Origin of the sequence: Priestia sp. BR_2, from assembly GCF_041954005.1 — a bacterium.
In the GTDB taxonomy this organism is placed as follows: Bacteria; Bacillota; Bacilli; order Paenibacillales; family Paenibacillaceae; genus Paenibacillus_AQ; species Paenibacillus_AQ lautus_A.
Genome location: NZ_JAVFHM010000194.1, coordinates 86226 through 106870, shown reverse-complemented (window position 1 = coordinate 106870; position 20645 = coordinate 86226). Strand labels below are relative to the sequence as shown.

Here is a 20645-nt window from a genome sequence, read left to right as displayed (position 1 = left end):
ATGGTCATCCGTGCTGAGTTCAGCACGGATTTTTTGGGTCTCCCCTCTTTACTCAGCGGGGTTATTTGGAGATGTCCCACGCCATATCCATCGGAATAACGGTCTTTGGGCGGAAAGCGAACCTGAGTAGTTCGCTTTCCGCCTTTTTTGCGTTGTATTACCTCCCACCATTTTAGTCTAAAGGAGAATGTAACCCATGAAGCCATTGGCATTAAACAAATTGGAGTATGAGAAAATACGCACCGAACTCGAACGCTTTGCCGTATCCTATCTGGGCATTTCGCACATTCAGAAGATGGCCCCCCTCACCCAGATGAAGGCCATCCGTAATAAGCTCAATGAAACGGAGGAAGCCAAAACCCTGCTGCAAAGCGGGGCTAGCGTGCCTATTCCCTCACTGGAGGGCGTTGAGTTGATCCTGGATTTGCTCGGCACCGGATATGTCCTGTCCGAGCGCGATTTCGGCCATTTGGTCCAGTATCTCAGAAGCTGCCGTCAGCTCATTCAATATATGGCCGCCAAGAGCAGCATTGCTCCGACGATCAGTTCCTACGCCTCTTCCATGCATGAACTGCGCCCGCTCCTGTCCGAAATCGAACGCAGCATTCATGCCGGCCGCGTTGTGGATGGCGCCAGCAAAGACCTGGCGAAAATCCGCAAGAAAATCATCGTAACCGAGGAACGGATCAAGCGTAAGCTCGACAGCCTGATGAGCCGTTACAAAGGGATCATGCAAGAGCATGTCGTCAGCAAACGCGGAGGACGTTACGTGCTGCCCATCAAGAAGGAACACCGAAAAGCCGTGAGTGGCTCGATTCTGGATGAATCGGCCAGCGGGCAGACGGTATTCATCGAACCAGCCGATATGCAGGGGCTTCAGATGGAACTGAACCACCTGCAAGCCGATGAGGTCCGGGAAGAAACCAAAGTGCTGAGCGATTTGACGGCACTCGTCGAGCAGTATCAATACGAACTGAGAACCAACGCCGATACCGTCGGAATCTACGACTACATCATAGCCAGGGGCAAATACGCGATTTCCATCGGAGGGCGCAATGTGGATCTGAACCAGGAGGGATTCATCCATCTCAAATCCGCGGTTCACCCTTTAATCGGCTCCTCCATGGTACCGCTGGACTTCACCATCGGGAAACGATATAAAACCTTAATCATAACGGGTCCAAATACCGGCGGCAAAACTTCAGCGCTGAAGACGGTTGGGCTGATCACCATTATGGTTCAGTCCGGTTTGCTGGTTCCCGTAGCGGAGGGCAGCCATTGCGCCGTCTTTGACGAGGTGTCCGTCGACATCGGGGACGGGCAGAGTTTGGAGCATGCCCTGAGCACATTCTCGGCCCATATCCGCAACATCCGCGACATTTTGCAGACGGCCGGCAGGTCCACGCTGGTATTGCTCGATGAAATGGCTTCCGGAACGGACCCGGGTGAAGGCGTCGGGTTGTCCATCGCCATTCTGGAAGAGCTGTTTCAACGTCAAGCAACGGTCGTGGTCACTACCCATTTTACCGAAATCAAAAATTTTGCCGATCGCACGGCAGGCTTTGAGAATGCCCGCATGGAATTTGATGCCGACACCCTCGAGCCGCTCTACCGCCTGCGGATTGGTGAAGCCGGTCACAGTTATGCTTTTGTCATCGCTGCTAAGCTGGGGATTCCGGAAGCGATCATAGCCAGATCGCGGGAAATCACGGAGGCGGGGACGACAAGAGGCATTGCGGCCTACAGTCACGAGGATAGCTCGGACACCGAAGAACGGGCCGGAGAACCAACCCCGGGTGAATACGATTCCTTCCCTATCGAGGGTCCGGATCAACCCGTAGACGACAAGAATAAAGAAGACGAAGCCCCCGCCTCTTCCCTTTATCAGCTAGGAGATCGGGTCTATGTGCCATATTTGAAACGAAGCGGCACCGTTTATGAAACCATGGACGCTAGAGGTCATATCGGTGTCATGATTCAACAGGAGCGTTTGAAAATCAACCATAAACGGTTGAAGCCCTATATTGCGGCTAAGGATCTCTACCCGGAGGATTATGATCTGGATATCGTCTTTGAAAGCAAAGAGAACCGGAAGAAGCGCAATTTGATGAAGCGCAAGCATGTTGAAGGATTGCAAATTGAAACGAAGCCGGAGTAACGATGCCTGGATCGATAAGTCGGCCGAATGCACGAACACGAATAACGAAATAAAGAAACATGAACCATATATTGAAGGAGAGATAACGATGAACATACGAACCGAAACCAAGAAGGATTATGAGCAGGTCAACGAGCTGCTCATCCAGGCTTTTTCCGGTCAGGAAGAAGCGATCCTGGTACAACGATTGCGGGAAGACGGAGCTTTTGAAAGGGAATTGTCCATGGTTGCCGAAGAGGACGGGATCATCAAGGGGCATATTATGTTTAGCCGGGGGAGCCTTCTTGACGGCGATCATACCCATCGGGTAGCTGCGCTAGGGCCGCTGGCTGTGCTTCCGAAGTATCAACGGCAGGGGATCGGCGGGCAACTGATTGAAGAGGGGAAACGGCGGTGTCTCTCGCATGGCTATCCGCTTGTGTTTCTGTTCGGCCATCCTTCGTATTATCCGCGTTACGGTTTTGTCCAGGCCCGAAACCATGGAATCGATGTATCCCAATTCGCCGTTTCCGATGAGGCGTTCATGGTCGCCGGGCTTCAGCAAGGCGCACTTCATGACCTTCATGGCGAATTCCGTTTTCATTCCGCATTCGAAAATTTGGGGTAAGCCGAACTTCATAGACCGTGTCATCCGAGTGGTAGGGTTGAGGCAAGCAATCCTTGGTGGCATTCAGCTTTCAATATGTTGTACAATAAAGTCTAAATGACTATTTGAAGGATGGTTTTCAACATGTATGTAGCTCAAGGTTGGCAAGATTACGAGGTCATCGACACCGGTGGCGGTGAGAAGCTGGAGCGCTGGGGCGATGTCATTCTAAGGCGTCCGGATCCGCAGATCATCTGGCCGATTGAACGTGAAGACGGACAATGGCGCAATGTACACGGACATTATCACCGCAGCTCGTCCGGCGGCGGGCAATGGGACATGAAAAAGCAGCTGCCGGATCGATGGACCATCTCGTACGACCAATTGAAATTTCATATCCGACCGACCAATTTTAAACATACCGGCTTGTTCCCGGAGCAGGCTGCGAACTGGCGCTGGATGATGGACAAAATCGCTTCCGCCGGTCGTCCGATCAGCGTGCTGAACCTGTTCGCCTATACGGGCGGAGCTACCGTCGCTGCGGCCTCTGCCGGTGCTCAGGTCGTCCACGTGGATGCTGCGAAGGGGATGGTTCAATGGGCCAAGGAAAACGCGGCATTGTCCGGCCTGGCTGACCGCCCTATACGTTATATTACGGATGACGTGTTTAAATTCGTGCAGCGGGAACAGCGTCGGGGAAACAAATACGATGCGATCATTATGGATCCTCCCTCTTATGGGCGCGGACCAAGCGGAGAAACGTGGAAGCTGGAACAGAGCCTGTATCCATTCCTCGAAAGCTGCATGAGCATCGTATCGGATAACCCGCTGTTCATGCTGATTAACTCCTACACGACCGGCATCTCCCCGACCGTTCTGAACAACATGCTCACCATGACCATGAAGCCGAAGTACGGCGGATTGATCAGCGCAGGCGAAATCGGATTGCCGATTACCCGCTCCGGCATGAACCTGCCATGCGGCATCCTGGGCCGATGGGAGTCCTGATTCGATGAGCAGACGGGGACCAGCAACGTATCCGGCCGTGCCGATTCTTTTCGAGGATAATCATGTGTTGGGCGTAACCAAGCCGGTCAACATCCCCTCGCAGGAGGACGCTACCGGTGATCCCGACATGCTGACCATACTGAAACAGGACATCAAGGAGCGTTATAACAAGCCGGGGAACGTTTTTTTGGGATTGGTGCACCGCCTTGACCGTCCCGTGGGCGGAGCGATGGTATTCGCTAAGACGTCCAAAGCCGCCTCCCGATTATCGGAGGCCGTCCGGAGCCGCAGCTTCCGTAAGCAGTATGTAGCGGTCGTTCACGGTGTTCCAGCGAAAACTTCAGGCCGGCTCGTGAACATGCTGTACAAGGATGCGAAAACCAACACCGTCCACGTTACCTCCAAAGGGACGGACGGAGCCAAGGAAGCCATTCTGGATTATACGGTGCTACAAGCAGCGGAAGGCGTAAGTCTTGTCCTGATCGAGCTGCACACGGGCAGACCGCACCAAATACGTGTTCAGCTCAGCCATGCGGGTCATCCGCTGTTCGGCGATCAGAAGTATGGAAGCAAGGTGAACAAGGCCGGCCAACAGATTGCCTTATGGTCCGTGTTGGTCGGGTTCCCTCACCCTGTTACCAAAGAGGACATCTCCATTCGTTCCTTGCCGCCTTCCGTTTATCCTTGGAGTATCTTCAATATGGACCAGCTGGGATCGACATGACGAACCTATCAATGAGTGTAAAAAAAACGAAATCCATCATTGGATTTCGTTTTTTTGTATGTCTACGCCTAATGCTATGACTATGTAATTAATTACATATAATGTAATATTTTATCCCTCTATCATAATATATTATCCCTTTACTTTTAACAAAGAATGGAAAAGAATAGTAACCAGAATAGTTTAACATTTTTTAGTTGATTTGTACAATCATGGTATGAACCTCATCTTGGGGTTTATATAGATCACGGTTGCCGAGGAGGAGGATGATCAAGGATAATCCATGAAGGGAGTCGCTAGCCGGTTCGGTCCTGTTTAGTGCAGAGCAAGTAAACCCGCAGCATAAGGAGGTTTGATCAGCAGCAGGAGTCCGCTGAATTTCAAATTCAATATTCAAGGAGGTATTTGTTATGGATCAGGCTCAGTGTCAAACAAATCACCGCTTGCATTTGAAACCGTTGTGGATTTTTTTAGGAAGCACATTGTTGTTTTTCACCATTATGATCATTACGGCAAGCAGCGTTTCCGCTCATGGTTATATCGAATCACCGGCCAGTCGTGGTTATAAGTGCAAGCTCGGCGAGAACGTCAACTGCGGCAGAATCATCTATGAACCGCATTCCCTGGAAGGGAAAGGGAACTTTCCGATCGGCGGACCGGCGGACGGCCAAATCACCGGTGCCGGAATCTTTACCGAACTGTATGAACAGACGCCAACCCGCTGGAGCAAGGTAAACATGAACGGCGGGCCGAACACGTTTAAGTGGGTGCTGACCGCAGCCCATGCTACATCCGATTGGAAATATTATATTACGAAAAAAGGCTGGGATTCCAGCAAACCCCTCGCACGCGCAGATCTCGAATTGTTCTGCTCCTTCAATGACGGCGGCAAACAACCGCCGAACACCGTAACCCATACTTGTAACGTACCTACCGACCGCACCGGCTACTATCTCATCCTCGCCGTATGGGAAATCGCCGATACGGGAAATGCCTTCTATAACGTGATCGACGTGAACCTGAATAACGGCAGCGGCAATCAGGACACGCAGGCACCGACCGTGCCGGCGAATCTGAGAACCACAGGGGTTACAAGCAGCAGCATTTCGCTCGCCTGGAACGCCTCTACGGATAACGTAGGAGTCACAGGCTATGAAATCTATCGAGGCTCCAATCTAGTGGCAACGGTATCCGGATCCACCCTGAGCCACACCGTTACCGGCCTGCAAGCAGGCACCTCCTATACCTTTACGGTAAAAGCCCGTGACGGAGCAGGCAACGTATCACAGGCGAGCAGCCCGCTAACCGCCAGCACATCAAATCCCGTTCCGGACACCCAAGCTCCGACGGCTCCTGCCAATTTACGATCTGCGGGATCGACGTCCACAAGCGTATCATTAGCCTGGAACGCTTCCACGGATAACGTCGGAGTAAGCGGCTATGAGGTATATCGGGGCACCACGCTGGTTACGACGGTGTCAGGCAGCACGCTATCCTATACAGTTGGCGGATTATCGCCAAACACGACCTATAGCTTTACCGTAAAAGCACGCGATGCGGCAGGCAACGTATCCCCAGCCAGCAATGAGCTGCAAGTCACCACGGCGGACGGCTCTGTACCGGAAACTCCGGCCTGGGCTCCGAATACTTCATACCAGCAGGGAGCTTTGGTCACGTATGGAGGCAAAACCTATGAGTGCCGCCAAGCCCATACGTCCCTGCCTGGATGGGAACCCGCTAACGTGCCGGCTTTATGGCTGCTTAAGTCTTAACTTCTTTAAATTATGCCAAGGTTCGTTAGTGACCACGTGACTAGAAAGCAATATTAGCAAAACAATGAAACCGCCCCCAAAGTCGAAGCTGCCGCAGGCAGCCAGACATGGGGGCTTCTGTGCATTCCATGTAGGGTGCTGGGTCAAAAATGCCTACGCCTCGACCAGAACCTCCTGCGGAGCCGTGCTGATCTTTCCCAATAGATAGACAAGCAGCTGTTGATTATGCGAGGATATGCGGTTCAAGATCCGGGAAAGGTACTCCTCCCTAACCTGTAATCCGCGCGTATATTCCTCGCGTCCTTTATAGGATATCGTCACCCAGACGATCCGTCTGTCATTTGCGTCCCGTTCCCGTTTGATCAATTCGTTCTTCTCCATCCGGTCCAATAGCATCGTTACGGCAGCCGGACTTGTAGCCAGGTAAGGAATGAAATCGGAAGGTTTCATCCGCTTCTGCTCAGCGAGCACTTCCAGCACCATGAGTTGCGACTCCGTCAATGTCGGGGCCAGTCCGGCTTCCATATGGAGTTTATAATCCTTGGCCAGCTTGGACCACACCTTGGCGAATTCGGCAGTATGCATGTTTATCCCGTCCCTTCCGTTATGTCTGTCATGATCAAACATCGAAATACTATCTGAGTTTGCCGCACTGTAATCCGATGAATGAACTTCCGTTTGAGCCAGCGTCATGATTTTCCATAATAGTTTATAGGATTAACTTTTCGCTGGACACCAGCCAATATCCTTCTTTTTTCGTTAAAAAATATAATTTCCAATCAAGCGACAAAACCCGTCATGCCTTGTGTGACGGCGTTTCTCAACATTCAGCTTACTTCGACAGCGCCAGACATATGTCAAATAGTATAAATTTAAATATGCGTCATCCAACGCTAAATACAACAAAAGCACCCCGACAACCGTTCATCGAAGGTGCTTTCGTCCATTCATCTCTATTCAATCCATATCCGAATTAAAGGAAAGGCTCGCTCTTGCCTAACCTTCTTTGCCTAACTCTGCATGCGGGAGACTGACCAAATCGACAATTTGCCCGTTCTTGCCGACATCGGCCAGTAGTTTACCAATCGATTTACGCTCCATAATCGGAACCTTCTCCGTGTGAATCGGGAAAGCTTGCCCGTCTTCGCTATAAGCGTTAATCTGCAGCGGCTCGCGACAATAGAACGCGCCGACGATGGCGCTGCCGTTAGGCTTCACCCGCTTGCCTTCCTTGAACTCAAACGTGGCCATGCCTTTTCCGCCGCGGCTTTGGGCCGGATAATCCAACAGCAAGCTTCGTTTGCCGTATCCAAGATCCGTGATGGTCAAAATCTCGCCTTCATCGTTCTCCACCCATAATGCCGCAACGACCTCGTCCCCGTCTCGAAGCTGGATTCCCCGAACCCCGCCGGAAACGCGTCCCATGGCATTGACTTCCTGTTCATTGAAGCGGATGCTCATCCCTTCTTTCGAGATCAGCACGATATCTTTATTGCTGTCACTCATAACGACCTGGATGATGCTGTCTTCCGCAGCTACCTTCGCTGCCGCAACCGCGCCAGACCGTTTGGTTACGTACTCCTTGAGATCTGTCCGCTTCACTTGCCCTTTGCGGCTCACGAAGACAAGCGATTTGCCCGCTTCGTCAAAGTTCGAAACCGGGATGACCGATACGATATGGTCCTCTTTCGGTACCTGGATCACGTTAACGATGGCCGTACCGGCATCTTTCCACTTGTACTCCGGAACCTGATGCACCGGCAATAAGAAATATTGCCCGCGGCTCGTGAAGATCAGCAGATTCTCCAGGGTATTGACTTCAAACAACCGCGTGATGTAATCCCCTTCCTTGACGCCTGAGCTTTCCAGCTCACCGCCGCTGCGGGTGAAGGATAACATGCTGGTACGCTTAATATAGCCTTCATTCGACAAGGTTACGAGCACATCCTCGGCGTTGACAAGCACTTCAAGATTCACCTTGATCTCTTCCACTTCTTCCTGGATAACCGAACGCCGGTCGATGCCGTACTTCTCCCGAATTTCGATCAGCTCTTTGCGAATGACGCCAATCAGCTTCTTATCGCTGTCGAGAATCGCACGCAAGCCCTCGATTTTCTTTGTCAGCTCGTCCAGCTCTTTTTGCAGGGAATGAATTTCAAGGTTGGTAAGACGGTATAATTGCAGCGTCAGAATCGAGTCGGCTTGTCTCTCCGTGAAACCGAACATCCATTGCAGATTGTTCTGGGCATCCTGGCGATTCTTGGAAGCCTTAATAGCCGCAATCACTTCGTCCAGTATGTTGAGCGCCTTGACGAGGCCCTCCAAGACATGTGCCCGATCCTCGGCTTTCTCCAGCTCGAACTGCGTCCGGTGGGTGACGACTTCACGCTGATGGTCAATATAGGCCGACAGCATCGCTTTAAGCCCCAGCTGCTGAGGGGTTTTGTTCACGATGGCAACCATATTGAAATTGTACGTAATCTGCAGGTCGGTTTTCTTGAACAAATAAGCCAGAATCCCGTTCGCGTCGGCATCCTTCTTCAGCTCCACGACGATGCGAAGCCCTTCCCGTCCACTCTCGTCCCGAACCTCGGCGATGCCTTCGACTTTTTTCTCAAGACGAATGTTTTCCATCGCCGTAACCAATCTGGACTTAACAACCTGATAAGGAATTTCCGTGATGACGATCTGCTGTTTACCACCACGAAGCGATTCAATGTCCGTCTTGGATCGCAGATAGACCCGGCCTTTGCCTGTCCGATAGGCATCCAAAATGCCTTCGCCGCCCATGATGATACCGCCGGTCGGGAAGTCCGGGCCTTTTATGAACGTCATGATCTCGTCCAGCTCGATCTCCGGCTTTTGCATGACGGCGATGCACGCATCGATCACTTCCCGCAGATTGTGAGGCGGGATTTCGGTGGCGAAGCCCGCAGAAATCCCGCTAGCTCCGTTCACAAGCAGATTCGGGTACCGCGAAGGCAGCACAACCGGCTCCTTCGCCGTGTTATCAAAGTTGTCCTTAAACAGCACGGTACGCTTCTCGATATCCCGCAGCAGCTCCATGGCAATCGGCGACAGCCTGGCCTCGGTATAACGCATCGCTGCTGCCGGATCATCGTCCTGGGAACCCCAGTTTCCGTGACCGTCCACAAGCACATGTCCCATTTTCCATGGCTGGGCCATCCGTACCATGCCTTCATAAATCGATGAGTCCCCGTGCGGATGGTAGTTACCCATGACATCCCCAACGGTTTTCGCCGATTTGCGGTATGGTTTATCCGGTGTGTTACCCGAATCGTACATGGCGTACAGAATCCGACGCTGAACGGGCTTCAGGCCGTCACGAACGTCCGGGATCGCCCGGTCCTGAATTATATACTTGGAATACCGGCCAAATCGGTCACCTACAACCTCTTCCAGAAATGCCGGCAAAAATTGCTCCGATAAACTCATTCATTCACCTTCTATTCCTCAAACTCCGCGAAGTTGACATTTTCAACGATCCACCGCTTGCGGGGATCTACCTTATCTCCCATCAGCGTAGACACGCGCCGCTCCGCTTTGGCGGCATCTTCGATTTGAACCTGCAGCAAGGTGCGTGTTTCCGGGTTCATCGTCGTTTCCCATAACTGCTCCGGGTTCATCTCGCCCAGTCCCTTGTAGCGCTGCAGCTCAAAATTTTTGAATTCCTTCAAATAATTAGCCAGCTGCTCATCCGTCCAGGCATACCGCACGGTTTCCAGCTTGCCGGATTTGCTGGCGATTTTATACAGCGGAGGCTGCGCGAGATAGACGCGACCTTCATCAATCAACGGCTTCATGTATCTGTAGAAGAACGTGAGCAGCAGCACCTGAATGTGGGCTCCATCCGTATCCGCATCGGTCATGATGATGATTTTCGAATAATTGCTGTCCCCGGCAGTAAATTCCGTACCGATCCCTGCGCCGATCGCGGATACGATCGCACGGTATTCGTCATTCTTCAGGATGTCGGCCAGCTTCGATTTTTCCGGGTTCATCGGCTTCCCTTTGAGAGGCAGAATCGCCTGAATCTTCGAATCCCGTCCCTGCTTCGCCGAGCCGCCTGCGGAGTCCCCTTCGACAATGAACAGTTCGGTTCGCGAAAAATCCTTGGACTGGGCCGGTGTCAGCTTGCCGCCGAGATTGGAACTCTCGCTGCGCTTCTTGCCGCTGCGCATCTCATCCCTTGCCTTACGGGCCGCTTCGCGCGCTTTGGAGGCCTGAATGGCCTTCTTCAGCAGCGTTTGGGCAACCTGCGGATTTTCCTCTAGGAAAATTTGCATCTTCTCGGTAACGATGCTGTCCACCGCACTTCGCGCAGAGGCGCTTCCCAACTGGTCCTTCGTCTGACCCACGAATTCGACCTCAGCCATCTTGACGCTGATTACGGTCATCATGCCTTCCCGGAGGTCATTCCCCTCCAGATTCTTGTCCTTTTCCTTCAGTAGATTGTTCTTCCGGGCATAATCGTTCATGACGCGGGTATACGCCGTCTTGAAGCCCGTCTCATGCGTACCGCCCCCGCGCGTCGGGATGGAGTTAACGAACGAGGCCAGCGTTTCAGTGTATCCTGCATTATATTGAAGAGCGATTTCGACTTCGATGTCATCCTTCTCGGCATAAAAATGGATCACATCGTGCAGCACGTCCTTGCCTTCATTCAAGAATTGCACGAACTGGCTTGCGCCGCCTTCATAAAAAAATTCTTCCCCATTCCCGCTCCGCTCGTCTTTCAAGACGATCCGGAGTCCTGAATTCAGGAAGGCAATCTCCTGTAAGCGCTCTGCAAGCGTGTCGTAGTTCAGATGCGTTCCCGCGGTAAACACGCGCGCGTCCGGTTTAAACGTGATTTTCGTCCCTGTTTTGTTCGTATTGCCCAGCACCTCAAGACCGGTTACCGGTTCTCCGACATGCTCTTTTCCTTTTTTGTCCTGCCAGTACTCGAAGCGTTGGCGGTGAATTTTACCTTCGCGGTAAATCTCCACTTCCAGCCATTCGGACAGCGCATTGGTTACGGATGCGCCAACGCCGTGAAGACCGCCGGACTTCTTGTATCCGGAACCGCCGAATTTGCCGCCGGCATGCAAAATCGTGAAGACCACCTGCGGCGTGGGAATGCCTGTCTTGTGCATCCCGGTCGGAATACCGCGTCCGTTATCGTATACCGTCGCGGATCCGTCTTTATGCAAAGTAATTTCAATTCTCGAGCAGTACTTGGCCAAATGCTCGTCTACGGCGTTGTCCACAATTTCCCACACCAGATGATGCAGACCCGACGAGCTTGTGCTCCCTATGTACATGCCTGGCCGTTTGCGTACCGCAACAAGGCCTTCGAGCACTTGAATGTCGTCAGCATCGTATCCTGAACGGTTAGTACCGCCGTTCTTTGATGACTCTGCAAACATATCGATCTGTTCGACCATTCATGCTCCTCCTTCAATTTCACGTATCTCGTGTTTTCTATTTCTACATTCCAATATTTTAGAAGAACGCGGTTCTCTAAAAAATGCAAACAAATGTTTCATGCTTTGTCCATTTTAATTCAAGATATCCCTTCTCGTAAAGACACTGAATGCAACAATAACCGCACAAATCGCCCAGATGGCTAATACGGCAAGGGAAAAATTCAAGGTCATGCCCTCGATCGGCGGCAAATTGCCCGCCAAATAACTGGTCAAATTCAGGTTTACCATGAACAAATATTTCGCGCTGCTCCATGCCGACGCCATATTCGTCAGAATATTTCCGGCGATCAATGCCGCCATCATAATGACGATGCTGGCCGCCGTGCTTCGAACCAGGACGGATACCATAAAAGCCAGCATGCCGACGCATACGCCGACAAACCAGACCAAACCGCCCTGCATCAGCAAATACTTCCATTGGGGCACCGCATGAACGCCGGACATATCCACGTCTGACCCGACAATTTGGAAACCCGTGAATACCGGGATGTCAAACCCTTTGTAGCCGAAAGCGAGACCCGAGATCAGGTAAGCGATGACAAAGGTGGACACGATAATGAGCGACGTGAACATAATCAAGGCTACCAGTTTGCTCAGCAGCACTTTCCAGCGCTTTACCGGCCTTGTCAGGAGCATCTTAATGGTGCCGGTCGTCCGCTCTCCGGAAACGATATCCGAAGCAATGGCCATGATGAGCAGCGGAATAAACAAGGATATCGCATTGTTCAGAAATTCCCGCGTGAACGTTACCCCGTTTGGTTGATTAGGATTCACATCATGCTGCAAATAATACTGCATCTGCTGAATAAAGATTTGCCGATATCGTTTCCATTCATCCGGCACCCGGTCACTGCTAAGCGAATTCTCATTATCCGTGATCCGTTGCTGAAGCTCAAGCCGCCAGTCGCTGTTAAACTTCTCCCGGCTCCGTTCCGCGGACTTCATCTGGGCGTATGTAAACATGGGCACTAGGACGAGGAGAACCAGAAGAACCACATAAAACCGCTTACGCTTGATAATTTTGATGCATTCGTTCTTGATCAGGGGCAACAGGTTACTCAATGCTCTCACCCTCCGTCATCTGCAGGAACAGCTGCTCAAGCGTAGGATTGATCCGATGAACCTCCCGGACCTGCACGCCGGCGCCAACCAGCCTTTCCACAGCCCTTGATGCATGTGCAGCATGCATTCGGGTCACAACGGCATCCGGTGACATGCCTGCCAGTACATTATCGTCAAGCACATCCTCCGGGCGGTCCACGATCTCGCAATAATCCAGCTTCTGCAGAATTCGTTTGCCCTGCACGGCGGGATTCAGATCCCAGATGACATGATCGCTGCTGCCGGCAATCAATTCATCGACCTCGCCTACCGCAAGCACCCTTCCGCTGCTGATGATGGCTACCCGATCGCATAACAGCTGAATTTCGCTCAGCAGATGGCTGGAAACAAATACAGCCAAGCCCTCCTCGGCCAACTGATGGATGAACTGCCGCATTTCTTTGATTCCCTTCGGGTCAAGACCGTTCGTCGGCTCGTCCAGAATGAGCAGCTTCGGCCTGCCGAGCAAGGCCTGGGCGATTCCCAAACGCTGCCGCATGCCAAGTGAATAAGTGCTGACCTTGTCATGGATTCTTCGATCAAGCCTGACCGTATCCACAACTTCCTGTATCCGCTGATCGTCAATACCGGGCTGCATTCTCGCAAAATGCTCGAGATTTTCCCAGCCGGTCAAATACGAATACATCTCCGGATTCTCCACGATGGAACCAATATAGCGCAGCGCCTGCTCCTGCTGGCGATTCACATCGTAACCGCAGACCTCGATCCTGCCGGATGACGGCTTGATCAAATCCACAAGCATTCGGATCGTGGTTGTTTTTCCTGCTCCGTTCGGCCCCAGGAACCCGAATATTTCGCCCGCGCGCACATCGAACGACACATCATGTATAATCCATTTTCGACCGATTTTCTTTTTTACATGCTGGACGGATAGTACGATTTCCTGCACTTGTTCATTCATCGATTTCCATCTCCCCACCTGACATCCTCTTCATGCTACAGCATACCTTCTACAATTCGATCCGCGATGGCCTGATATCCTGCCCCGTTCGGATGGAAATGGTCCGTGGACAGATACTCGCCGAGCTTATGCTGAAACAGATCGAATGTAGGGACAAGCGTCATATTGGGATCCCGGTTTACGAGCTCCATGACCGCATGATTCCATGCTGAGACCACGACATTGCCGGGTATCAGCAATTCTTCCAAATCGGAAAAGGGATGATACAAGCCGATATAAACAATTCGGGCATTCGGATTAATGTCCCGAATCTTCTCAAGAATTGTCTGCAAGCGTTTGGAGGCCTGCGGCAATGCGCCCATCAGCATGGCTGGATCGAGCTCCAGCTCGCCGGCATCCGCCGCCCCCTCCATCAGCCCGCTTCCTTGAAAGATATCATTGCCCCCGATAGACAGCATAATGACGTTGGCTTCCTTCAAGGCATACTGTATTCCCTTGTCGTCCAGCTTAGGGAGAAGTCCCTCGGTGGTCATTCCGTTTATTGCCAGATTGGCCAGCAGGCTGGCCGTTCGTCCATCGCCGTTCAATTGTTCGACGCTTCGGCGGACAAAACCGCCCCCGGTACTGTCCCCCGTTCCCTTGGCAAGCGAGTCTCCGATCGCCGTCACTTTCACATCATTTGGCAGCACCGCTTCCGACGGAGCCCGTTCCGGCTTCGGCGGCGCAGTCTCTTGGCCTGGCTCGGCGGATTCGCCGCCGGTGAGCAACGGCTGACCTTGAGGATCATTAATATCCTTAAACGCATACACGAAACCGAATATAAGCACAATCGTTACGATAATCGACACGGAGGCCGTGATACGCCATATCCATGCAGATGACTTCATGACATTCCCCCTACAAAAATCCTCATGTACATTACCTTAAGACTTCTATAAAAAATTTGCAAATCAAAACACGCAAAGAAGACTGCCCCGGACGCAGTTTTCTGCGCGCCCGGGGCAGCCTATCATGTAAAACAACATCCGTGCTTATTGGCTGATGAATTCCTGAACCCAGTATCCGTTGTAATATCCCACACCGATCATGGTGAAATTAGGAGACAGGATATTTTCGCGGTGACCTTGGCTGTTCATCCAAGAGTTCATGACTTCCTGCGGCGTGCGCTGCCCTTTAGCGATATTCTCGCCGGCATAGCCGTAAGAAATGCCGTAAGCCTTCATCATATCGAATGGAGAGCCGTGCGTTGGCGAAGTGTGGCTGAAATAATTGTTATTGCTCATGTCCTTCGCTTTGTCCAGTGCTACCGTTGTCAGCTTGGCATGTACCGTGAGCGGCTTCAGGCCAGCTTTCGAACGCTCTTGGTTCACCAAGTTGACAACTTCGGAAGCAAAATTCGATTGCTCCGTTGTGCCCGCAGATTCGGAAGGCTGGGACGGAGTCGTAGACGGCTTGCTCACAGGCTTGCTGGCTTCTGGTTTGCTGGCTTCCGGTTTGCTTGCTTCCGGTTTGCTGGTCTCAGGCTTGCTTGTTTGAGGCGTCTCTGCAGGCTTGTCCGCCTGAGGCTTTTCCGTTTGCGGTTGTTGGACGACCACCCATTTAAACTGCGACTCCAAGCCTTGGCTCTCCAGGAATTTCTGGATCTTCTGTTGCCAGTTTACATAATTATTGCTATCAGCAGGTGCAGCCGAAGCCGTTGTCGGCAGCATGATGCCAACAGCCAATACAGCCGCGATACTGCCGCCTGCGATTTTCTTTATCCAATGGTTGTTCATGAATACTCATCTCCTATGCTCATAGTTGTAGAGTTTGCTTGACCGCCGTTCTAAGATGTTGAACTTGATGGGTGTGGGGCGGTCAGGCATTGGTTACATTTTTGTAATCAGGTACGAACACATTGTAACACATTTGATACCTTCGGCAATCCTACAATTGTTGGAAAGGAGTCCTTGAATTCCTACTTTATGCTCAGGACCCCAGAAACCAATCCCGGTCCTGATCGAATGACTTCGTTGTATCTGTGATAAGCGAGTAAAATCTTCTAAACTTCCATAGATTCTAGGTCATAACAAGAAAAAACCCACCCCGAAAACGGGGTGGGTTAATGAAAAGGCCCAGGCTACAGCTTTTTGCTGAACTGGTAACCAGCCTTTTCAAATCCAATATGTTCATAAAATGCATGTGCGGGAGCAAGTTCTTCCCGGTTGCCGCTTGTGAGAAACAAGAGGTGGCTACCATGCTGTCTTCCCCATGTCTCTGCACCGCGAATCAGTCGTTTGCCAATTCCTTGGCCGCGGTAGCTTGAGGTTACAATAACCGAAGTAATTTGAGTGACCGGTTCGGTCATAGTGAAGGATTTGACTTGACGAAGCATGATCATGCCGACGACGTCTCCATCAACCTCGGCAACCAGGTTGCCGTATAACGGGTTGTCGTTCATGGACTCCATCCGTTCACGCATGACGTTGAGCGTGGTCGGATAATTCAGTTCTCGCATCAAGGATGTGACAGCTTCCAAATCATTCTTCTCAAAGTTTCGAATCAGCAGTGCAGGCGCAGAAATTACGCTTTCGATGCTCATTATACCCTCATGCTTCCCTTCTTCTATGAATTCTGAGTAAACTCTACTTCTATTTTGTAAGTTTATGAAGAAGATTGCAAGTATCAAGCGACATTTTTTTTACATTTGTGTCCGTTTTGTTAAACCTTTGTTAAGCCGTTTTTACAAAAATCGGTATTGTGCTTCAATCAGCCCATGATATGTCCCCTGCTTCTGCATAAGCTGGTCGTGATTTCCTTCTTCGATGATCTTCCCGTGATCCAGCACGACGATATGATCGGCATGGCGGATCGTTGATAAACGGTGCGCCACGATGAAGGAGGTACGTCCCTGAAGCAGCACTTTAAGGGCACTCTGGATTTTTAATTCCGTCTCGGTATCGATACTTGCCGTTGCCTCATCCAGAATCAAAATCCGCGGGTCGGCAAGGAGCGCCCTAGCAAAGGATAGCAGCTGCCGCTGCCCCATGGACAGCATGTTACCGCGTTCCTCGACCTCGGTATCGTAGCCGCCCGGCATCTGGACTATAAACTCATGGGCGCCCACAGCCTTGGCCACGTCTTCAATCTCCTCATTGGTCGCATCCAGACGGCCAAAGCGGATATTATCCCGAATCGTACCCGAGAATATAAAGGTATCCTGCAGCACGATGCCGATCTGATTCCTGAGGCTTTCTACCGTCACCGATTGAATATCGTACCCGTCGATGGTTAACTTACCGTCCGTAATATCATAAAAGCGGCTGAGCAAATTAATGATGGTACTTTTGCCTGATCCGGTATGACCGACCAACGCAATCGACTGGCCTGCCTTCACGTCCAGATTGATGCCTTTTAGAGCCTGGCGTCCTTTTTCGTATTCAAACACCACATTCTCCAGCTTGATGTCCCCTTTAATGGTCGGCAATTTCTTCGCGCCAGGCTGATCATCGATGCTCGGCTTCTCGTCTATGAATTCAAAGATACGTTCGGACGATGCCATCGCGACAAGCAGCTGGTTATACATTTGGCCGAGCCGATTGATCGGCTCCCAGAAGTTCCCGACATATTGGGTAAAGGCAATCAACAGACCGATCGTGAGCTCGCCTTGCTGAATCAATACGGCACCAAGCCAGAACAAGATCAGGGAACCGAACCCCCCGGTAATCTCGATAAGAGGCCCAAACCCTTGGTTCATGGCTGACGCCCTATCCCAGGACTTTTTGCTGTCCAGGTTCATGTTATCAAAAAATTTCATATTTTCTTCTTCTTGCGTATAAGCTTGGGTAACGCGGATTCCCTGAATGGATTCGTTCAAGTGGGAGTTAATCCGCGAGTTCCGGATCCGTACTTCCTGCCATGCACGCCGGATGCGCACACGGAGTTTCGTAGAGATAAAGAACATGATCGGAACGGTAACGATAACAGCTAGACCAAGCTTCCAGTTAATTAATAGCAGGATGACTACGATACCGACAAGCTGCACGCAGTCGATGATCAGATTGACAACCCCGTTCGTAAACAAATCCTGCAGGGAGTTGACATCGTTCGTAACGCGAACCAGCACGGATCCCGCCGGACGCTTGTCAAAGAAATTAAAGGATAGGCGCTGTATATGCTGGAACAAATCTGCTCGAAGGTCATAGATAACCCGCTGACCAATGATATTCGTAAACTTGATCCGGAATATCCCGGCAACCCATTGAATGATATACATCGCCAGAACGGCGATCGTAATCTGATACAGCAGGGTCAGGCTCGGATTTCCTTCCTTCGGGTCAATGGCCTGGTCGATAGCCAAACTCGTCAGGAATGGAATGGCAAGCTTCGTAATCGTGCCGATAATCATCATGAGGCCGATCAACGGGAGAATCTGTTTGGCATATGGTTTCATATACGAGATCAGACGCGTCAGCTGCGTCCAGTTAAACGGCTTCTCGATCGCATCGTCGTCCTTGTATACAAAACGTTCATTGGTTTCTTCCGAAGGCTTCCGCGGCCTCGGAATCTTTTGCTTCTGATGCGGTTCAGTATTTACGTTGGCGTTCATGCTTGCACCTGCCCTGGCGTACCTCCTGCTTGAGCTTGCTTTGCAATCAGGTCCGCATATTGTATTTTGTACACATCCTGGTAAGGTCCCGGCACCGCAATCAAATCGTTATGCTTGCCGCGCTGCACGACTCTACCTTCATCCAGAACGAGAATTTCATCCGCATGACGCAAGGAAGAAATACGGTGAGCGATAATAAAGGTCGTTCTGCCGTTCATGACTTCCTGGAAACCGGATTGGATTTCATGCTCTGTTTCCATGTCCACTGCGCTGGTGGCATCATCCAGGATCAGGATTTTCGGGTCCTTCAGAAGGGCACGGGCAATCGCGATCCGCTGCTTCTGTCCGCCGGAAAGACCCATCCCCCGTTCACCGACAATGGTATCGTAGCCATCCTTCATTTCCATAATGAAGTCATGTGCCTTGGCCAGCTTGGCTACCCGAATGATTTCATCCATGCTAACGTCCTTCATCCCGTAAGAAATATTGTTGCGGATGCTGGACGAGAACAGGAAAGTCTCTTGGAAGACCGTTGCAATCTGGCTGCGCAGACTCCGGACCTTAATATCGTTGATGTTCACGCCGTCTAATTTGATGCTGCCCTGATTCACGTTATAGGCATGCATCAAGAGCTGGATAATGGTTGACTTCCCTGAACCTGTTCCCCCCAGCAAACCGATCACGGAGCCGGGACGAGCATCCAGATTGATATCTTTGACAGCAGCCATCTTGTTGCCGTAAGCAAAGGTGACATTGTCGAACACGACATGACCCTTCACCTGGCTTGGCACCAAATCTACCGCACGCTCACGGTCTTCGACATCAATGGGCTGATTCAACAGCTCCAGCACCCGTTCACCCGAAGCCTTCGACTGCGTATAGTTGTTAATGTGGAACCCGATCCCCCAAAGAGGTCCGATTATGTACCAAATTAAGGTGAAGAATGCTGCCAGCTCCCCTACCGTCATGGAACCTTGGATAACCATGGCGCCCCCGACGGCAAGCAAAATGACGACGCTGACATTCGCAAAGAGCTCCATCATCGGGAAATAACGGGCCCACAGGGAAGAGGCGAATATCTGATTGGTTTTGTAACGCTCATTCCGTTCGGAGAATTTCTCCACTTCGTGAGGCTCGCGAGCAAAGGATTTAACGGTACGAACACCCGTAATATTCTCCTGCACCGCGGTAGTCAGCGAGCTGAGCGCCAGGCGCATCTCCTGGAACGCCGGATGGATCTTGGACTCGAATTTCAGAGCTGCGAACACCAGAAATGGCATCGCTACCAAAGTAACCAGCGTCAATTTCCAGCTGATGGTGAACATCATGATGGAACCGAAAGTCACCATCAGTACGAGGTTGAGGAGTTGGGCAAAACCGAAGCCGATAAACATCCGGATTGCTTCCAAATCCCCCGTCAGCCGCGACATCAAATCCCCTGTCCGAGCCGTGTCGTAATAGCGGAACGATAGAAATTGCAACTTTTCATAGCAGGCGTTTCGCAACGAGTAAGCCAGGTAATTCCCCAGCCTCCCTCCAAAGAATCCATGCAAAAACTGCATGAAAGCTTTAAGGATGACCACGCCCAGCACGGTGAGTGCCAGCTGCGGTACGATGCCGTAATTCTCCAGTTTGATTGCATCGTCAATCAGCACTTTTAACAGCTGCGGATAGACAAGACCTAAAGCGGTTGCAATCGCCAGACACAGAATGGAAAGAAAAAGATAACTTCGTTTCTCCCAAAAGAAGCCCTGCAGTTGCCTGAGAACATTCATGTTTATCCTCCTTTGGATTTTTTACGTTCAGGTTATGTAGCATTTATGAAGTTTATCATCGACCCGAACCCGCGGCAAAGAGAGAAAACCGTCATAAATGAGCCTAAAGGACCTAAAGGGGGCAAATAGTATAACTTATCATTGTTTCATGATGAAATCATCGGGAATTCTCATCATTACTAGGGGATATAATCACATTGTCAGTCCCTTCAACCGTTAGGCTTTATCCGCTATTTTCGACTTTTTTGAACATGCTTGAAAAAGGGTAATATCCTAAGCTGGTTTCATCCTATTCACGTTCGCTGCAGCGGATAAAAATATGCCATATCGTCCTATGCCGCTTTCATCAGGAGAGCGGTCCATCGATAATAATAGGACGAAAGACGCCCCGCCACGGATGGCATATGGGACGTCTTTCGAGGGTTCAACATGTGATTGGCGTTCATTCATCCGGTAAAAAGGGAACGGACCTTACCGGAAGCTCGCACCGTGCTGCTATTCTATTGCAACTCTTGCTTCATG

Annotated in this window: 15 protein-coding genes; 5 read left to right on the top strand and 10 right to left on the bottom strand. The window is 51.2% G+C overall.

The features are described from left to right. Positions 1–196: 196 nt before the first annotated feature. The 5 genes from RB298_RS14990 (at position 197) to RB298_RS14970 (ending at position 6248) form a co-directional block, all read left to right on the top strand. Positions 197–2158 carry an endonuclease MutS2 gene (locus RB298_RS14990; RefSeq protein ID WP_192572438.1) on the top strand — a complete coding sequence of 654 codons (1962 nt, stop codon included), beginning with the start codon at positions 197–199 and terminating at the stop codon, positions 2156–2158. A gap of 88 nt (positions 2159–2246) precedes the next feature. Next, positions 2247–2765, top strand: a complete 519-nt coding sequence (locus RB298_RS14985; RefSeq protein WP_486047468.1) for a GNAT family N-acetyltransferase — start codon at positions 2247–2249, stop codon at positions 2763–2765. 123 nt (positions 2766–2888) lie between these two features. Further along, positions 2889–3752, top strand: a complete 864-nt coding sequence (locus tag RB298_RS14980; protein WP_015734608.1) for a class I SAM-dependent methyltransferase — start codon at positions 2889–2891, stop codon at positions 3750–3752. A 4-nt stretch (positions 3753–3756) separates the two neighbouring features. Beyond that, positions 3757–4476, top strand: a complete 720-nt coding sequence (locus RB298_RS14975) for an RluA family pseudouridine synthase (protein WP_096773326.1) — start codon at positions 3757–3759, stop codon at positions 4474–4476. Positions 4477–4886: 410 nt separating this feature from the next. Beyond that, positions 4887–6248 carry a lytic polysaccharide monooxygenase gene (locus tag RB298_RS14970; RefSeq protein ID WP_213577836.1) on the top strand — a complete coding sequence of 454 codons (1362 nt, stop codon included), beginning with the start codon at positions 4887–4889 and terminating at the stop codon, positions 6246–6248. 153 nt (positions 6249–6401) lie between these two features. Here RB298_RS14970 and RB298_RS14965 read toward each other — a convergent pair whose 3' ends face one another. The 10 genes from RB298_RS14965 to RB298_RS14920 all read right to left on the bottom strand — a co-directional run bounded on the left by RB298_RS14965 (position 6402) and on the right by RB298_RS14920 (position 20123). Further along, entirely contained in the window at positions 6402–6833 is a 432-nt protein-coding gene (locus RB298_RS14965) for a MarR family transcriptional regulator (protein WP_036671860.1), read from the bottom strand. Positions 6834–7244: 411 nt separating this feature from the next. Beyond that, positions 7245–9704, bottom strand: a complete 2460-nt coding sequence (gene gyrA, locus RB298_RS14960; protein WP_036665571.1) for a DNA gyrase subunit A — start codon at positions 9702–9704, stop codon at positions 7245–7247. 11 nt (positions 9705–9715) lie between these two features. Further along, a complete protein-coding gene (gene parE, locus RB298_RS14955; RefSeq protein ID WP_096773323.1) occupies positions 9716–11695 on the bottom strand; it encodes a DNA topoisomerase IV subunit B in 1980 nt (659 codons plus the stop codon). 114 nt (positions 11696–11809) lie between these two features. After that, on the bottom strand, positions 11810–12799 hold the full coding sequence (locus RB298_RS14950; RefSeq protein WP_486047467.1) for an ABC transporter permease: 990 nt from the start codon (positions 12797–12799) through the stop codon (positions 11810–11812). Continuing rightward, positions 12792–13760: an ABC transporter ATP-binding protein gene (locus RB298_RS14945; protein ID WP_036665573.1), complete on the bottom strand. Its 969-nt coding sequence runs from the start codon at positions 13758–13760 to the stop codon at positions 12792–12794. Before RB298_RS14945 ends, RB298_RS14950 begins: the two co-directional genes overlap by 8 nt. A 35-nt stretch (positions 13761–13795) precedes the next feature. Continuing rightward, positions 13796–14647, bottom strand: coding sequence for a GDSL-type esterase/lipase family protein (locus tag RB298_RS14940; RefSeq protein WP_486047466.1), 852 nt, complete (start codon positions 14645–14647; stop codon positions 13796–13798). Positions 14648–14791: 144 nt separating this feature from the next. After that, positions 14792–15535, bottom strand: a complete 744-nt coding sequence (locus RB298_RS14935; protein ID WP_015734600.1) for a CAP domain-containing protein — start codon at positions 15533–15535, stop codon at positions 14792–14794. A gap of 344 nt (positions 15536–15879) precedes the next feature. After that, positions 15880–16341, bottom strand: coding sequence for a GNAT family N-acetyltransferase (locus RB298_RS14930; protein WP_009591358.1), 462 nt, complete (start codon positions 16339–16341; stop codon positions 15880–15882). Between the two features lie 141 nt (positions 16342–16482). After that, positions 16483–18348, bottom strand: coding sequence for an ABC transporter ATP-binding protein (locus tag RB298_RS14925; protein ID WP_009591381.1), 1866 nt, complete (start codon positions 18346–18348; stop codon positions 16483–16485). Next, positions 18345–20123, bottom strand: a complete 1779-nt coding sequence (locus RB298_RS14920; RefSeq protein WP_015734598.1) for an ABC transporter ATP-binding protein — start codon at positions 20121–20123, stop codon at positions 18345–18347. The genes RB298_RS14925 and RB298_RS14920 overlap by 4 nt, the downstream gene beginning before the upstream one ends. Between the last annotated feature and the right edge of the window lie 522 nt (positions 20124–20645).